Source organism: Ruegeria sp. BHSB196, assembly GCF_059613135.1.
In genome coordinates this window covers 37,926-51,582 of the sequence record NZ_JBXWRY010000009.1, presented here as the reverse complement: position 1 = coordinate 51,582, position 13,657 = coordinate 37,926, and the positions used below count along the sequence as shown (strand labels likewise).

Here is a 13,657-nt window from a genome sequence, read left to right as displayed (position 1 = left end):
TTTCTTGCACTTTTTCTTCTTTGTTCTGCGTTCCGTGCCCCAGACGGTTTCCGAGCCATCTTCGAAATCATAGGCCGAAGCCGCGCCCCGTGTAAATCGGCGTCAAGCTTTCAGGGCAAGAAGACCGGCGCAGTGTTGCCGGAAGAAAACCGACGCAAAACAGCCGGGTAGAGCCTGTGTTCCCATACCAGCACGCGAGCCGCAAGCGTGTCCGGCGTGTCGCCGGGTTCGATCGGCACCCTTGCCTGTCCCAGGATCGGGCCGTCGTCCAGGGCCGCCGTCACCTGATGCACGGTACAGCCGTGTTCGGTGTCACCGGCGGCAAGGGCGCGGGCATGGGTGTGCAGCCCCTTGTATTTCGGCAGGAGCGACGGGTGAATGTTCAGCATCCGGCCCTGGAACCGCGACACGAAACCGGCGGTCAGCACCCGCATGAAACCGGCCAGGCAGACGATGTCGGGCGCGGCCTTTTCGAGCGGCTTCAGCAGTTCCGCCTCGAAAGCCGTCCGGTCGCCGGCAAAGGGCCGGTGATCGACGACCGCCGTCGGAACGCCGCGGTCAGCGGCCTTCTTCAAGCCCCCCGCCGCGGCGTCGTTGGCCAGAACGAGACACGGCCGCGCGGGATGATCGCCGGTCATGCTTTCGACCAGCGAAACCATGTTCGACCCGTCGCCCGAGATCAGAATGGCGACCCGCTTGTGACTCACGACAGCTGGCCTGCGTAGCTGACGCCGGGCGTACCGGTCACGGAGCCGATGCGCAGCACGGTTTCGCCCTGCCCCGTCAGAAGTTCGCCCAAGGCGTCGGCCCGGTCGGCCGCGCAGACCACGACCATGCCGATGCCGCAGTTGAAGGTCTTGAGCATCTCGGAGTCCGCAATGTTGCCGCTGCGCGCCATCCAGTCGAACACCGGCGGCAGCGACCAGCTGTTCAGATCGATTCTGGCGCCGGTGCCTTCCGGCAGAACGCGCGGCAGGTTCTCGGTGAGACCGCCGCCGGTGATATGGGCCAGCGCGCGCACGCCGCCCGCGCGAACGGCGGCCAGCGCCGGTTTGACATAGAGCCGCGTCGGAGTCAGCAGCGCCTCGCCCAACGCACCCTCGCCAAAGGGACTGGCCGACTCCCAGCCCAGACCGGAGTGTTCGACCAGGCGGCGCACCAGCGAATAGCCGTTGGAATGCACCCCGTCCGAGGCCAGCCCCAGCAGCACGTCGCCCTCCTGCACGGCTGCGGGCAGAGCCGTGCCCCGCTCCAACGCGCCGACGGCAAAGCCCGCCAGATCGAAATCGCCCGGCGGATACATGCCGGGCATCTCGGCCGTTTCACCGCCGATCAGTGCGCAGCCCGAACGCGCGCAGCCTTCGGCGATGCCTTCGATGATCCTGGCCGCCGTCTCGGTGTCGAGCTTTCCGGTCGCGAAGTAGTCGAGAAAAAACAGCGGCTCGGCCCCCTGGCAAATCAGGTCGTTGACGCACATCGCCACAAGGTCGATCCCGACGCCGTCCACAACGCCGGTATCGATGGCGATCCGCAACTTGGTGCCCACGCCGTCGGTGGCGCCGACCAGGATCGGGTCGCGATAGCCTGCGGCCTTGAGGTCGAACAGCGCGCCGAACCCGCCCAGCCCGCTCATCACGCCGGGCCGGTCGGTCCGCCTGGCCGCGGGTTTGATCCGGTCGACCAGAGCGTTGCCCGCATCGATATCCACACCCGCCTCGGCATAGGTCATGCCGTTCTTGCCCGCTGTCATGGTTCATCCCTCATGAGTGCCTTGAGCGCGGGTTATTCGATTGCGCCTCCGCTTGCAACGGTCAGGCTTGACGCGGGCGATACGCGTGATACGCAAGGCCACAGGCGGGCCTGTAGCTCAATTGGTTAGAGCAGAGCGCTCATAACGCTTTGGTTGGGGGTTCGAGTCCCTCCGGGCCTACCATCTTCTCGAGCATAATTTGCCTTTTCCGCGGCGTGCGTCTGGGTTTGGGCGGCCCGGCTCCTGCGATTGCGTGCCCGGCCTTGAGCGGACGAAATTGGGTGCGCCCCACCTCAATCAGGCAGAAGATGGCAGGTTAGGTAACAAAGCAACTGAAAGCCGCCCTGGACCATGTGGTTCTGTTCGAGGCTAAAATTCATGATCACCTGATCGGCCAGAAAGAAGGTGAGCCAAAGCCCTAAGGACGCGATGAACGCGAGGTCTACGCGGCGCAGCCAGTGTTGGCGGCGCGACGGGCGCGTCAGAAACGCCAGAAAAAACAGCATCGAGGATAGCAAAGCCCAGACGATGATGCCGATGAAGAGGATCACCGTCACCGCATCGGGCGCGTTGAAGGGTTCAAGCGATTTGCGCAGGAAGGGGAAGTTGTGACCGGCAAACCAGGGGGTCGTGGTGAACCCGAGAGATTCCAGCCCGCCGACAAAGTCCGTGAGGAACGCGAACAGCCACCACAGCGCCCAGAACAGAAGCAAACCCTACTTGAATTGAAGTCCGGTCGGCATCGCCTGCCTCCGGGCCGTGGACTTGGTCATCCATTTGGAGTCTGGCGGCAAGAGGGTGGTCCGCAAAAGCCTGCCGCGGTGGCACCGGGCTAGCGTCCGATCACGATATCTGCGCACAGCCCGCCGAGCTTCTTGCTCTTGTCCAGCCGCAGCGTGCCGCCGTGGGCGCGGGCCACATCCGCGACGATGGCCAGACCCAGACCCACGCCGGTGCCGCGGTTCTGGTTGCGGGCGGGGTCCAGACGGGCGAAGGGCTTGACCGCCTCGCCACGCTGGTCGGGCGGGATTCCCGGCCCGTCATCCTCGACCCGGATACGCAGGGATTTCGAGGTGATCGCGCAGCTGACCTCGGCCCGCGTGCCATAGCGCACGGCATTGCCGATCAGGTTCTCGACCGCCCGGCGGATCGCGGTCGGGCGCAGCATCACCTCGCCCTCGCCGGTACAGTCGCCCATCTCGACCTGCCGGCCGGCGCGACGCGCGTCCTCGACGATCTGGCGCAGCAGGGATACCGGATCGACCGGTTCGGCCTTGCCGTCCGAGGCGCCGCGCGAGAAGTCCAGAAACGTGTCCAGAAGGTTCTGCATCTCGTTTACGTCCTGCAGAAGCGGTGCGGCCTCGTCCTCGGGCATCATCGCCAGCCCCAGTTTGAGCCGGGTGAGCGGCGTGCGCAGATCATGGCTGACGCCGGACAGCATCAGGGTGCGCTGTTCGATCTGCCGCTCGATTCGCGCCCGCATGTCGAGAAAGGCATTTCCCGCGGCACGCACTTCGACGGCCCCGCGTGGCGCGTAGGGAACCACCCTGCCCCGTCCGAACGCCTGCGCCGCGTCCGCCAATCGGGTGATCGGCTTGAGCTGATTGCGCATGTACAGGAAAGAGATCGAGGTCATCACCACCGCAAAGAACACCATGGTGACGATGAGCTGATGCGGCGCCGCCGGCGACAGGCGGCGGCGGTCGAAGGACAGTTCGAGCGGACCGAGGGGGGTTTCGAGATAGACGACGGTCAGGCGGCTGCTGGGCAGCAGCACCGACAGCGTTTGCGGAAGCAGCTTGTGCAAGTTCTCGCGCACGATGTTGCCGGTCAGATCGTACCAGCGCAACTGATCGGCGGGCGGCACCTCGGCCCTGTCCACGAAACGCGCCTGCATTTCCAGTGCCGCAAGTGTCCGTTCGGCGCGCGTCGCGGCCTGCAGCCGGGTCTGCGCCCCCTCCATCTCCATGAGCACCAGACCGATCTCGCGCGAGACGGTCAGCGTCATCTGCTTGGTGACATCTTCGAGGTGGCGCTGAAGAAAGGCCACGGCAACGACCAGCATGACCACCACCATGGGCAGCGCAAGGATCAGGGCCGCGCGTCCGTACAGGCTGCGCGGCATATAGGGTTTGAGCAGGCCGAAGGACATGCGTTAAGCGTAACGGGCGACCCGACCGAGCAAAAGAGGCCATGATGCAACCGCCTGACGATTTCGATCCACCCGCCGGAGTGCCGGTCGAACTGGAACCGGGCCTGCGGCGGATTCTGGCACCGAACCCGTCGCCCATGACCTATCGCGGCACCAACACCTATCTGCTGGGCGACCGCGATGTTGCCGTGATCGACCCGGGTCCGCTCGACACGGCGCATATGGAGGCGATTCTGCGCGCGCTGTCGCCGGGCCAGCGCATCAGCCACATCATCGTCACCCATACGCATGTGGATCATTCCCCCCTTGCCGCGCCGCTGGCCGCGCGAACCGGCGCGCCCGTCCTGGCCTTTGGCGGCCCCGAAGCCGGGCGGAGCGCCGTCATGACCCACCTGGCCGCGGGCGGGCTGGCGGGCGGCGGCGAGGGCATCGACACCGCCTTTCAGCCGGATCGGGAGGTGGCCGATGGCGACGTCGTTGCCGGCGACGGATGGTCGCTGGAAGTGATCCACACGCCCGGGCATCTGGGCAACCACATCGCCCTGGCCTGGGGCGATCTGTGCTTTACCGCCGATCACGTGATGGGTTGGGCAAGTTCGCTGGTCTCGCCGCCCGATGGCGACCTGACCGATTTCATGGCAGCGTGCCGCCGACTTCGTGCGCGCGAATGGCGGCGGTTTCATCCCGGTCACGGCGCGCCGATCGACGATCCCGCAGGTCGGCTGGACTGGCTGATCGGGCACCGCCTGGGCCGCGAAAGGGCGATTCTCGAGGCGTTGGATACAGGACCGGCGACGGCCGGTGAACTCGCGGCCCGGATCTATACCGACACACCCCCGGCCCTGCTGCCCGCCGCAGAACGCAACGTCTTTGCCCATCTCGTCGATCTGTCCGGCAGAACTCGCGTCGCGCCGATGGGCGCGCTGTCCTCGGGTGCACGCTTTCGCCGGCTGTCGTGATGGTCAAAAAATCTTGGCTATACCTGTTTTCCCCTCTGGACGCCCAAAAACCGGATTGTTATACGGCGCGCAGTTCCGGCGTAGCTCAGCGGTAGAGCAGTTGACTGTTAATCAATTGGTCGTAGGTTCGATCCCTACCGCCGGAGCCAATTCACCATCTTGACCGCGGAAACTGGCAGCTCAATTGCAGTCTATTGCCGTGGAACAAAAAAACCTCGCGGTTTGAGCGGCAGACGCTAATATTCCCAAAGGCGAAAATGATACCCGTGGTGGCTGGTGCCCGCCACGATACATCGTTTGGCATTTCAAGTGATTGTTTCACTCCGGGAGGTTTTCATGAAGGTACTGTTGAAGTCCGCTTTGGGACTGATGGCCACGCTGGTTCCGGTGCAGGCCCATGCGCAGGACGGTTCGTGGCAGTATGAGGCGTCGATCTATCTGTTCATGCCCGAGACCAACACGTCCTTCGACACGGCTGCCGGACCGGTTGATGCAACCCTGTCTTTCAGCGATGCGCTCGACAATCTTGACGTGGCCTTCATGGGGGCGTTCACCGCGACCAACGGTTTGTGGAGTTTCACCGCCGACTACATGCTGACCGACATCTCCTTTGGGAATTCCACGCCAGGACCAGCATTCGGCGGGCTCAACACCGCGGTCAAGACGCAGTTCTTCAGCGGCTACGCGACCTATCGCGTCTATCAGGATCCCAGCGTCTTCGTCGATGCCGGGGCCGGGTTTCGCTGGTACAGCACCCGTACCGATTTCACCCTGCTTCCGGGCGCGCTGCCGGGCAGAACGACGCGCGTGGATGATGACTGGGTCGATCCGCTGATCGCCCTGCGTGCCCGGTTTCGCATGTCGGACCGGTGGACGGCGACAACGTTTCTGGACTATGGCGGATTCAGCAGTGACAGCGAGACCTGGCAGGTTCTGCTGACGGTCGATTACGCGCTCAACGACCGCTGGCTGTTGCGGGGCGGCTATCGTCATATCGACGTGGATCACGAAATCAACGGTTCGGACTACACCTTTGATCAATCCGGACCGATATTCGGCGCCACCTACCGTTTCTAGCCAGCCGGCCGACAGGACCGCGCGGCAAATCGCAACGAACCCTCTGGACGAAGAAATCCCGGATTGCTATATCGCCCGAACCGTTCCGGCGTAGCTCAGCGGTAGAGCAGTTGACTGTTAATCAATTGGTCGTAGGTTCGATCCCTACCGCCGGAGCCAAAAGATAGCGAAAGGGGTTCGTCCGTTCCTGGGCGAACCCCTTTTTCTGTTTTGTTTCGGCACATGGCGTAATACCGCGCACCGCTTGGTGGCTGACCGGCGGGTATTGGCTCAACCCACCGTAACAAATGCGCTTTTTATAATTTCGCTGTTCCGAATGGCAGAATGGAGACCATATCTGGGGCGTCATTTTCAAAGGAGATCAGAATGTCCCGCATCATCCTTATTGCAGTTATCGTCGCGGCGGTGGGCGCCGGCGCGTACTACCTCCTCAACCGACCCGAGCCGACAACCGGCGAACGTCTGGAAGGCGCGGTTCAGGACGCGGGCGACGCGGTCGGCGAAGCCGCGCAGGCCGTCACCGAGGCGGCGCAGGAAACTGCGGATTCCGCGACGCAACAAGTCTCGGAAGCCGCGTCGTCGGTATCCGAACAAGCCTCGGAAGCCGCCGAACAGGCCGGCGCTGCCGTCGAGTCGGCCACGCAGCAGGCCGCAGAAACGGCGCAAACCGCCACCGAACAGGCGAATGAGCAGATCGCCGCGTTGGGAAATCAGGGTGAGGCCCTGATTCAAACCTGGGAAGACAGCGGTATCCTGACCGAGGCCGGCTTCGACTATGACAAGATGGTCACGGCGGTTCAGGCCAGCCCCTTGACCGAAGACATCAAGGCACAGGCGGTCAAGATTCTCGACGACATCAAGGCCGCGCCCGAGACGGTCTCGGCCAAGATCGAAGAACTGCGCAAGCTGTTGACCCAATGAACAGCACCGGGCCGGCGCCCGCGCGGCGCCGGCCGACTTCTGGGCTGTGCCGCCACGTCAACGGACAGCCGAATTGACGCGCGCCGGGACCGCGTGGTTGGGTAAGGCAAACCAACCAGGAAACCGGGCTTACCTGTGAACGATCCTCGGGCCGCCACCGGCGGCCGTTCAGGCAACAATCGGCACCTCGCCAGACACGAACGCCCGATGCCTTCGGCGATGTCGGGCGCGAACCCGGCTGCCGTCGCCGAGTGTAGATCCGTATCGCCCGATGGTGAAAGGACTGATGAATGACGACGATTCCCGAAACGATGTTCGCCGTGATCCAGACCCATGAAGGGTTTTCCGGACAGGCGACCGGGCCCGCGATCTCGAATGCGGCCGACTGGGTGGCCGAAGCCGAGCTGCCGGTGCCGCAACCCGGACCCGGGCAGGTTCTGATCCGGTTGCGCATGGCATCGGTGAACCCCTCGGACCTGCATTTCATCAAGGGCGAATACGGCCAGCCGAGGGTCAAGGGGGCCGCGGCGGGGTTCGAAGGCTGCGGCGACGTGGTGGCGACCGGCACCGGGGCCGAGGCGCTGAACGGGCAAAGGGTCGCCTTTGTCGCGGCCGGATCGGGGGCCTGGGCCGAATACGTGGTGACGCAGGCGCAGATGTGCATCCCGCTGCGGCCCGACATCTCGGACGAAGACGGGGCCGCGCAGATCGTCAACCCGATGACCGCGATGGCAATGGTCGATATCGCGCGCTCCGATGGCGACGCCTTTGTGGTGTCGGCGGCGACCAGTCAGTTGGGCAAGCTGATGTGCAGCCTGGGTCGGGATCTGGGGATGTCTCCCATTGCGATGGTGCGGCGGTCCGAGGCGGTGGGCCATCTCAAGGATCTGGGCGCGGCCGAGGTTCTGGTGACGACCGACGCGGATATTGCGGATCAGTTCGCGGCGATCAGCAAGGCGTTGAAACCGCGGGTCTTTCTGGACGCGGTTTCCGACCAGCTGTCCGAGCAGGTCTTTGCCGCCATGCCGAACCAGGCGCGCTGGATCGTCTATGGCAAGCTGAGCGCCGAACCGCCGAGACTCACGCAGATGGGGCAGTTGATCTTCATGGGCAAGCGCATCGAAGGATTCTGGCTGACCCAGTGGATGATGAACACGCCGCCCGCCGATCAGGCGCGCGTGGTGGGCGAAGTCCAGGCGCGTTTCGCGGACGGGCGCTGGAAAACCGATGTTTCCGCGCATCTTCCGCTGCGTGACGTTGTGTCAGGTTTGGCGGAGGCGCTGAAAAAGACTGACGGAAAGGTGATGATCACGCCATAGTGGAGTCGTGAACCGGCGAAACGAGGAGCGCCGGGCCAGAACAACGGACGCCGGGCCCACCGGCGCGGGGAGGAAAATTTGGATAATGTGCAGCTGCTGATCAGCGGGCTGGCGAATGGCTGTGTCTACGGCCTTATCGCGCTCGGCTTCGTGCTGATCTACAAGGCGACCGAGGCCGTGAACTTCGCCCAGGGCGATTTCATGATGCTCGGCGCCTTCGTGACCATCGGGTTGACGAATACGGAATACATGGGTCTGCCATTCTGGATGGCATTGCCTGTCTCGATCGGGATCATGGCCGCGTTGGGCTATCTGCTCGACCGGCTCATCATCCGGCGGATGTTCGGGCAAAGCCAGACGGCGGTGGTCATTCTGACCATTGCGCTGGGATTCGTCATCCGTTTCGTGGCGGGACTTATCTGGGGACACGAGCCGCAGACCCTGCAGAACCCTCTGGCGGGCAAGGAGGTGCGGTTCGGCGGGCTGGTGCTGGGGATGGAGGATGTGGCGGTCATCGTCGTCACCATCCTGCTGACCTGGGGTCTCTATGTCTTCTTCAGCCGAACGAAGCTGGGGCTGGCGATGCAGGGCGCGTCGCAGAACCAACTCGCCGCCTATTACATGGGCATCCCCGTCAAGCGCGTGCAGGGCCTTATCTGGGCCTTGGCGGGGGCTGTCGCGGGCGTGGCGGGCATCCTGTTCGCGGCCAAGGGCTCGGTCGATCCGAGCACCGGGCTCTTGGGTATCAAGGCCTTCGCCGCAGCGGTGATCGGCGGGTTCGGCAGCCTTCCCGGCGCATTGGCCGGCGGGTTGATCGTGGGCGTGATCGAGCCCTTCGCCAGCCGCTACATCGCCGCCGGCTACAGCCAGATCGCTCCCTACGCCCTGCTGCTCGCGGTGCTGGTCTTCCGCCCGCACGGGCTGTTCAGCCAAGTGCGCGTCAAGAAGGTCTAGGCCCATGCGGATCGTATTCAAAACCGACTACATGCAGGATATCCGCCCCTGGAAGGACGGATATCAGCTGAGCCTCTACCTGATCCTGCTGGGTGTGATGATCCTGGCGCCGTGGTGGCTCGACGCGTTCTACCTGGGCGAGTTGACCAATGTGCTGATCTGGGCCATCGCCGGGCTGGGCCTGATGGTCCTGACCGGCCATACCGGACAGGCCAGCCTGGGCCATGCCGCCTTTCTGGCCTTTGGCTGCTATGCCAACGTGATCCTGATCGAGGCCGGCGTGCCGTTCCTGATCGCCTTTCCGGTAGCCGGGATCCTGACCGGGATCGTCGGCGTGACCGTGGCCATCCCGGCCTTGCGGCTGCATGGCATCTACCTCGCGATCTTCACGCTGGCTCTGTCGATCCTGATGGATGACATCATCGTTCTGGCCGATCCGATCACCGGCGGTGTCGCCGGCAAGTACATCGGAGGCGTCGAGGTATTCGGGCACCTGATCGATCGCTGGGGCACGCCTGACCAATTCTATTGGCTGGTCCTGCTGGTCACGGTTCTGGTCACGTTGGGCTACATCAACCTGCTGCGCGCACCGCTGGGGCGCAGCTTTATCGCGGTGCGCGACAGCGAGGTTTCGGCGCAGGCGATGGGCGTTGACATCGCGCGGACCAAGACCATTTCCTTTGCCATTTCCTGCGCGATCACCGGGTGGGCCGGCGCGTTGATGGGCCTTTACAGCGGCGCCTTCAACAACGAGACCTTCAGCGTGGTGATCTCGATCCAGTTGCTCATGATGATCGTGATCGGAGGGCTCGGCTCGATCCACGGGGCGTTCTTCGGCGCCATCGTGATCGGGTTCCTGCCGCAGTTCCTGTCGATTTCCAAAGAGTATGTCGGCGCGATCTTCGGTGGCGACACCGTCGCGATCCCGGGCCTGGAATTCGGCGTGTTCGGCATGATCCTGATCGCCTTCATCCTGTTCGAGCCGATGGGCATCTATGGCCGCTGGCTCAAGGTGCGGACCTGGTTCGAACTGTTCCCGTTCTATCGCAAGGACATGTTCAAGCGGCAGAAATCCTACTTGAAGACGGAGCGCCTGAGATGAGCCTGCTGGAACTGGAAAACGTGACGCTGAAATTCGGCGGGCTGACGGCGGTGGACCAGCTTTCGTTTTCGGTCGAAGAGGGCGAGGTGTTCGCCATCGTCGGGCCGAACGGCGCGGGCAAGTCGACGGTGTTCAACCTGATTTCGCGGTTCTACGATCCCCATCAGGGCTCCATCCGTTTCGACGGGCATGACTTGCTTGAGGTGAAGCCGTCGGGCGTTGCCGCCTATGGCGTGGCGCGCACCTTTCAGAACATCGAGCTGTTCGAGCACGCCACCGTGTTGCAGAACCTTCTGGTGGGCCGTCACAGGCACCGCAGAAGCAACCTGTTTTCCGAAGTCTTCTTCACACCGTCCGTCAGGCGGCAGGAACTGGAAAACCGGGAGAAGGTCGAGGAAGTCATCGATTTCCTGGACCTGCAAGCCTATCGCGACAAGATGATCGCCGGCCTGCCCTATGGCGTGCGCAAGGTGGTCGAGGTGGCCCGCGCGCTTGCGACCGATCCCAAGCTGCTGCTGCTGGATGAACCGGCCTCGGGCCTGTCGGTGGAAGAGACAACCGACATGCGCTGGTGGATCGACGACATTCGCCGGCAGATGGGAATCACCGTTTTGATGGTGGAACACGACATGGGTCTTGTATCCGGCGTCAGCGACCGGGTGCTGGCGATGGCGGACGGCGCCAAGCTGGCGCTCGGAACCCCGGCCGAAGTGCAGTCGCACCCGGCGGTGATCGAAGCCTATCTGGGAAAAGCGTCATGAGCGAGCCCATACTGAAAATCCGGAACATCGAGAGTTTCTATGGCCCGATCATGGCGATCCGCGGCGTGTCGCTGGATGTTCGGCCGGGCCGGATCGTGTCGATCCTCGGCGCCAATGGCGCGGGCAAGACGACGCTTCTCAAAACCGTATCGGGCGTGATGGACCCGGAAAAGGGCACCATCACCTTCGACGGTGAGGAAATCCAGGGGTCCGAGCCGCACACGGTGGTTCAGAAAGGCATCGTGCACGTCCCGGAAGGGCGCGAGGTGTTTCCCCTGCTGACCGTGGACGAGAACCTGAGCCTGGGGGCCTACACCCTGAGCGACAGGGCGCAGGTCGAACGGGACCGGGAACTGGTCTTCAACTACTTCCCGATTCTCAAAGAGCGCCGCAGCCAGGAGGCGGGCACCCTCTCGGGCGGGCAGCAACAGATGCTGGCCATTGGCCGGGGGCTGATGGCAAGTCCGAAGATCATGCTGCTGGACGAACCCTCGCTGGGGCTGTCGCCGATCCTCGTGCAAGAGATCTTTGCCATCCTTCGGCGGCTGAACGAGGAACAGAACATGACGATGATGCTGGTCGAACAGAACGCGGCAGCGGCGCTGGAACTGGCCCATGATGGCTATGTCATGGAAGTCGGACGGATCGTGATGGACGGAACCGCAGAGGATCTGATGAAATCCGAGGACATCCAGAATTTCTATCTCGGCGTTCAGGAAGAGGGCGCCCGCGAAAACCGCCGCTGGAAACGCAAGAAGACATGGAGGTGAGCAAGATGGATGCCAATACCCTGCCCGCCCAGACCGTGATCAACGGTGTCAGCTTCAACGCCACGCCCGGCCAACGCCCGGTTCTGGTCGATGGCGCCACCACGATCGTCGGCCTGTTCGAGAGGCGCTGCAAGGCGCTTGGAGATCGAACGGCGCATCGGGAAAAGGATTTCGGCATCTGGAAATCCTACTCCTGGGCCGACTATTGGCAGCACGCCAAGTGGATCGGCCTTGCGTTGCGCAAGCTGGGGCTGCAGCGCGGCGAAGTGGTTTCGATCCTCAGCGAGGACCGCAAGGAATGGGCCTATTTCGACATGGGAATTCAATGTGTTGGCGGCATTGCTTCAGGCGTCTACACCACCGATTCCGCCAGCCAGCTCGCCTATCTGATCAATGACAGCGACAGCCGGTTCCTGATCGTCGAGGACGAGGAACAACTGGACAAGTATCTCCAGGTCGAGGGTCAGGTGCCGGGCCTGTTGAACGTGATCGTGCTGGAGGATGAGGGTCTGCACGATCTCGACCACCACCGCTGCCTGATGATCGACGAACTCTATGAGATCGGGCGGCAGGCCGAAATGGAGGAACCGGAGGTCTTCGAAGCCGAGATCGCCCGCGCAAGGCCCGAAGATACCGCCCTGCTGATCTATACGTCGGGCACCACCGGTATGCCCAAGGGCGCCATGTTGAGCCACGAGAACATCATGGCCGCCATCGAGGCCGGCGCCCATCGCCTGCCGACCCATCCCGATGATGAGCAACTGTGTTTCCTGCCGCTCTGCCACATCCTCGAACGGGATGTTTCGATCTATTTCCCGCTCGCCTCCAAATGCACGGTGAATTTCGCGGAAAGCCCCGAGACCGTGTTCGCGAACCTTCAGGAAGTGTCGCCGGCCACCTTCACCGCCGTGCCTCGGGTCTGGGAGAAGATCTATTCCCAGGTCTTGATCATGGCGCAAGAGGCCACGCCCTCGGGACGCGCCGCGTTCAAGATGGCGCTGAACGCCGGAATGAAGAGAGCCGAATACCTGATTGAAAACAAACCGGTTCCGGCCGGTGTTGCGGCGAATTTCTGGTTGTGGGACCGGCTGGTGCTGCGCAACCTGCGCCGGATGCTGGGCATGGACAAGATGCGCCGCGGCGGTACCGGCGCGGCGCCGATCTCGCCGGAGTTGCTGAAATGGTACTGGGCGATCGGCGTGCCATTGGTCGAAGGCTATGGAATGACCGAAACCGCCGGCATCGCCACGATCAACACGCTTCAGGAGAACAAGCTGGGCACCATCGGCAAGGCGGTCCCCGGCATCGACGTGCGGATTGCCGAAAACGGGGAAATCCAGGTGCGCGGCCTGAACACGTTCCAGGGCTACTGGCGCAACAACGAAAAGACCGCCGAGACCTTCACCGCCGACGGCTGGCTGCGCACCGGCGATATCGGCCGCATGGACAGCGAAGGCTACGTGACCATCACCGGGCGGCTCAAGGACATCATCATTACCGCCGGCGGCAAGAACATCACCCCGGCCGAGATCGAAAGCCGGCTGAAATTCAGCCACTACATCTCGGATGCGGTGATCATCGGGGATCGCAGAAAATTTCTGACGGCGCTGATCATGATTGATCAGGAGAACGTCGAGAAATACGCTCAGGACCGCAAGGTGCCGTTTTCCAACTTCGCCTCGCTCTGCGCCGCGCCGGAGGTCAAGGATCTGATCGCGGAAGAGGTCAAGGCGGTGAACAAGGAATTCGCGCGGGTCGAGCAGATCAAGGATTTCCGCCTGATCGACGTGCTGCTCACCGCCGAGGACGAGGAACTGACCGCGACGATGAAACTTAAGCGGAGCTTTGTGGAAAAGAAACACGCGCATCTGATCGAAGACATGTACAAGTGA

Annotated in this window: 13 protein-coding genes and 3 tRNA genes; 12 read left to right on the top strand and 4 right to left on the bottom strand. The window is 63.1% G+C overall.

The window, feature by feature from the left end:
• Positions 1 to 110: 110 nt before the first annotated feature.
• Together purN and purM are read right to left on the bottom strand one after the other, a co-directional pair.
• A complete protein-coding gene (purN, locus tag AC2FNJ_RS07270) occupies positions 111 to 707 on the bottom strand; it encodes a phosphoribosylglycinamide formyltransferase (RefSeq protein WP_496763553.1) in 597 nt (198 codons plus the stop codon).
• On the bottom strand, positions 704 to 1,750 hold the full coding sequence (purM, locus tag AC2FNJ_RS07265; protein ID WP_496763552.1) for a phosphoribosylformylglycinamidine cyclo-ligase: 1,047 nt from the start codon (positions 1,748 to 1,750) through the stop codon (positions 704 to 706). Before purM ends, purN begins: the two co-directional genes overlap by 4 nt.
• Positions 1,751 to 1,856: 106 nt before the next feature.
• Between purM and AC2FNJ_RS07260 the strand changes: the two genes are divergently transcribed.
• Positions 1,857 to 1,933: transfer RNA gene (locus AC2FNJ_RS07260), tRNA-Ile, on the top strand.
• Between the two features lie 110 nt (positions 1,934 to 2,043).
• On the opposite strand, the gene AC2FNJ_RS07255 is transcribed toward AC2FNJ_RS07260, so the two are convergent.
• Both AC2FNJ_RS07255 and AC2FNJ_RS07250 read right to left on the bottom strand, forming a co-directional pair.
• On the bottom strand, positions 2,044 to 2,463 hold the full coding sequence (locus AC2FNJ_RS07255) for a hypothetical protein (protein WP_496763551.1): 420 nt from the start codon (positions 2,461 to 2,463) through the stop codon (positions 2,044 to 2,046).
• Between the two features lie 119 nt (positions 2,464 to 2,582).
• The gene (locus AC2FNJ_RS07250) at positions 2,583 to 3,902 is read right to left on the bottom strand and encodes an ATP-binding protein (RefSeq protein ID WP_496763550.1); all 1,320 of its coding nucleotides are present in this window, start codon (positions 3,900 to 3,902) and stop codon (positions 2,583 to 2,585) included.
• A 44-nt stretch (positions 3,903 to 3,946) separates the two neighbouring features.
• Between AC2FNJ_RS07250 and AC2FNJ_RS07245 the strand changes: the two genes are divergently transcribed.
• The 11 genes from AC2FNJ_RS07245 to AC2FNJ_RS07195 all read left to right on the top strand — a co-directional run bounded on the left by AC2FNJ_RS07245 (position 3,947) and on the right by AC2FNJ_RS07195 (position 13,657).
• Positions 3,947 to 4,861 (top strand): MBL fold metallo-hydrolase, encoded by a 915-nt coding sequence (locus AC2FNJ_RS07245; RefSeq protein ID WP_496763549.1) that lies wholly within the window; start codon positions 3,947 to 3,949, stop codon positions 4,859 to 4,861.
• A gap of 74 nt (positions 4,862 to 4,935) precedes the next feature.
• A tRNA-Asn gene (locus tag AC2FNJ_RS07240) sits at positions 4,936 to 5,010 on the top strand.
• Positions 5,011 to 5,197: 187 nt separating this feature from the next.
• Entirely contained in the window at positions 5,198 to 5,938 is a 741-nt protein-coding gene (locus AC2FNJ_RS07235) for an outer membrane protein (RefSeq protein WP_496763548.1), read from the top strand.
• An 84-nt stretch (positions 5,939 to 6,022) separates the two neighbouring features.
• Positions 6,023 to 6,097, top strand: a tRNA-Asn gene (locus tag AC2FNJ_RS07230).
• A 207-nt stretch (positions 6,098 to 6,304) separates the two neighbouring features.
• The gene (locus AC2FNJ_RS07225; protein WP_496763547.1) at positions 6,305 to 6,859 is read left to right on the top strand and encodes a hypothetical protein; all 555 of its coding nucleotides are present in this window, start codon (positions 6,305 to 6,307) and stop codon (positions 6,857 to 6,859) included.
• A 290-nt stretch (positions 6,860 to 7,149) separates the two neighbouring features.
• On the top strand, positions 7,150 to 8,178 hold the full coding sequence (locus AC2FNJ_RS07220) for an alcohol dehydrogenase catalytic domain-containing protein (RefSeq protein ID WP_496763546.1): 1,029 nt from the start codon (positions 7,150 to 7,152) through the stop codon (positions 8,176 to 8,178).
• Positions 8,179 to 8,256: 78 nt separating this feature from the next.
• A complete protein-coding gene (locus AC2FNJ_RS07215) occupies positions 8,257 to 9,132 on the top strand; it encodes a branched-chain amino acid ABC transporter permease (RefSeq protein WP_496763545.1) in 876 nt (291 codons plus the stop codon).
• A gap of 4 nt (positions 9,133 to 9,136) precedes the next feature.
• The gene (locus AC2FNJ_RS07210) at positions 9,137 to 10,234 is read left to right on the top strand and encodes a branched-chain amino acid ABC transporter permease (RefSeq protein ID WP_496763544.1); all 1,098 of its coding nucleotides are present in this window, start codon (positions 9,137 to 9,139) and stop codon (positions 10,232 to 10,234) included.
• Positions 10,231 to 10,995: an ABC transporter ATP-binding protein gene (locus AC2FNJ_RS07205; protein ID WP_496763543.1), complete on the top strand. Its 765-nt coding sequence runs from the start codon at positions 10,231 to 10,233 to the stop codon at positions 10,993 to 10,995. The genes AC2FNJ_RS07210 and AC2FNJ_RS07205 overlap by 4 nt, the downstream gene beginning before the upstream one ends.
• Positions 10,992 to 11,765: an ABC transporter ATP-binding protein gene (locus AC2FNJ_RS07200; RefSeq protein WP_496763542.1), complete on the top strand. Its 774-nt coding sequence runs from the start codon at positions 10,992 to 10,994 to the stop codon at positions 11,763 to 11,765. The genes AC2FNJ_RS07205 and AC2FNJ_RS07200 overlap by 4 nt, the downstream gene beginning before the upstream one ends.
• Before the next feature lie 5 nt (positions 11,766 to 11,770).
• On the top strand, positions 11,771 to 13,657 hold the full coding sequence (locus AC2FNJ_RS07195) for an AMP-dependent synthetase/ligase (protein WP_496763602.1): 1,887 nt from the start codon (positions 11,771 to 11,773) through the stop codon (positions 13,655 to 13,657).

Coding starts and splice junctions, on each gene's coding strand:
- purM (WP_496763552.1), bottom strand. CDS start 1,750: ATGACAGCGGGCAAGAACGGCATGACCTATGCCGAGGCGGGTGTGGAT.
- AC2FNJ_RS07250 (WP_496763550.1), bottom strand. CDS start 3,902: ATGTCCTTCGGCCTGCTCAAACCCTATATGCCGCGCAGCCTGTACGGA.
- AC2FNJ_RS07245 (WP_496763549.1), top strand. CDS start 3,947: ATGCAACCGCCTGACGATTTCGATCCACCCGCCGGAGTGCCGGTCGAA.
- AC2FNJ_RS07235 (WP_496763548.1), top strand. CDS start 5,198: ATGAAGGTACTGTTGAAGTCCGCTTTGGGACTGATGGCCACGCTGGTT.
- AC2FNJ_RS07225 (WP_496763547.1), top strand. CDS start 6,305: ATGTCCCGCATCATCCTTATTGCAGTTATCGTCGCGGCGGTGGGCGCC.
- AC2FNJ_RS07220 (WP_496763546.1), top strand. CDS start 7,150: ATGACGACGATTCCCGAAACGATGTTCGCCGTGATCCAGACCCATGAA.
- AC2FNJ_RS07210 (WP_496763544.1), top strand. CDS start 9,137: ATGCGGATCGTATTCAAAACCGACTACATGCAGGATATCCGCCCCTGG.
- AC2FNJ_RS07205 (WP_496763543.1), top strand. CDS start 10,231: ATGAGCCTGCTGGAACTGGAAAACGTGACGCTGAAATTCGGCGGGCTG.
- AC2FNJ_RS07200 (WP_496763542.1), top strand. CDS start 10,992: ATGAGCGAGCCCATACTGAAAATCCGGAACATCGAGAGTTTCTATGGC.
- AC2FNJ_RS07195 (WP_496763602.1), top strand. CDS start 11,771: ATGGATGCCAATACCCTGCCCGCCCAGACCGTGATCAACGGTGTCAGC.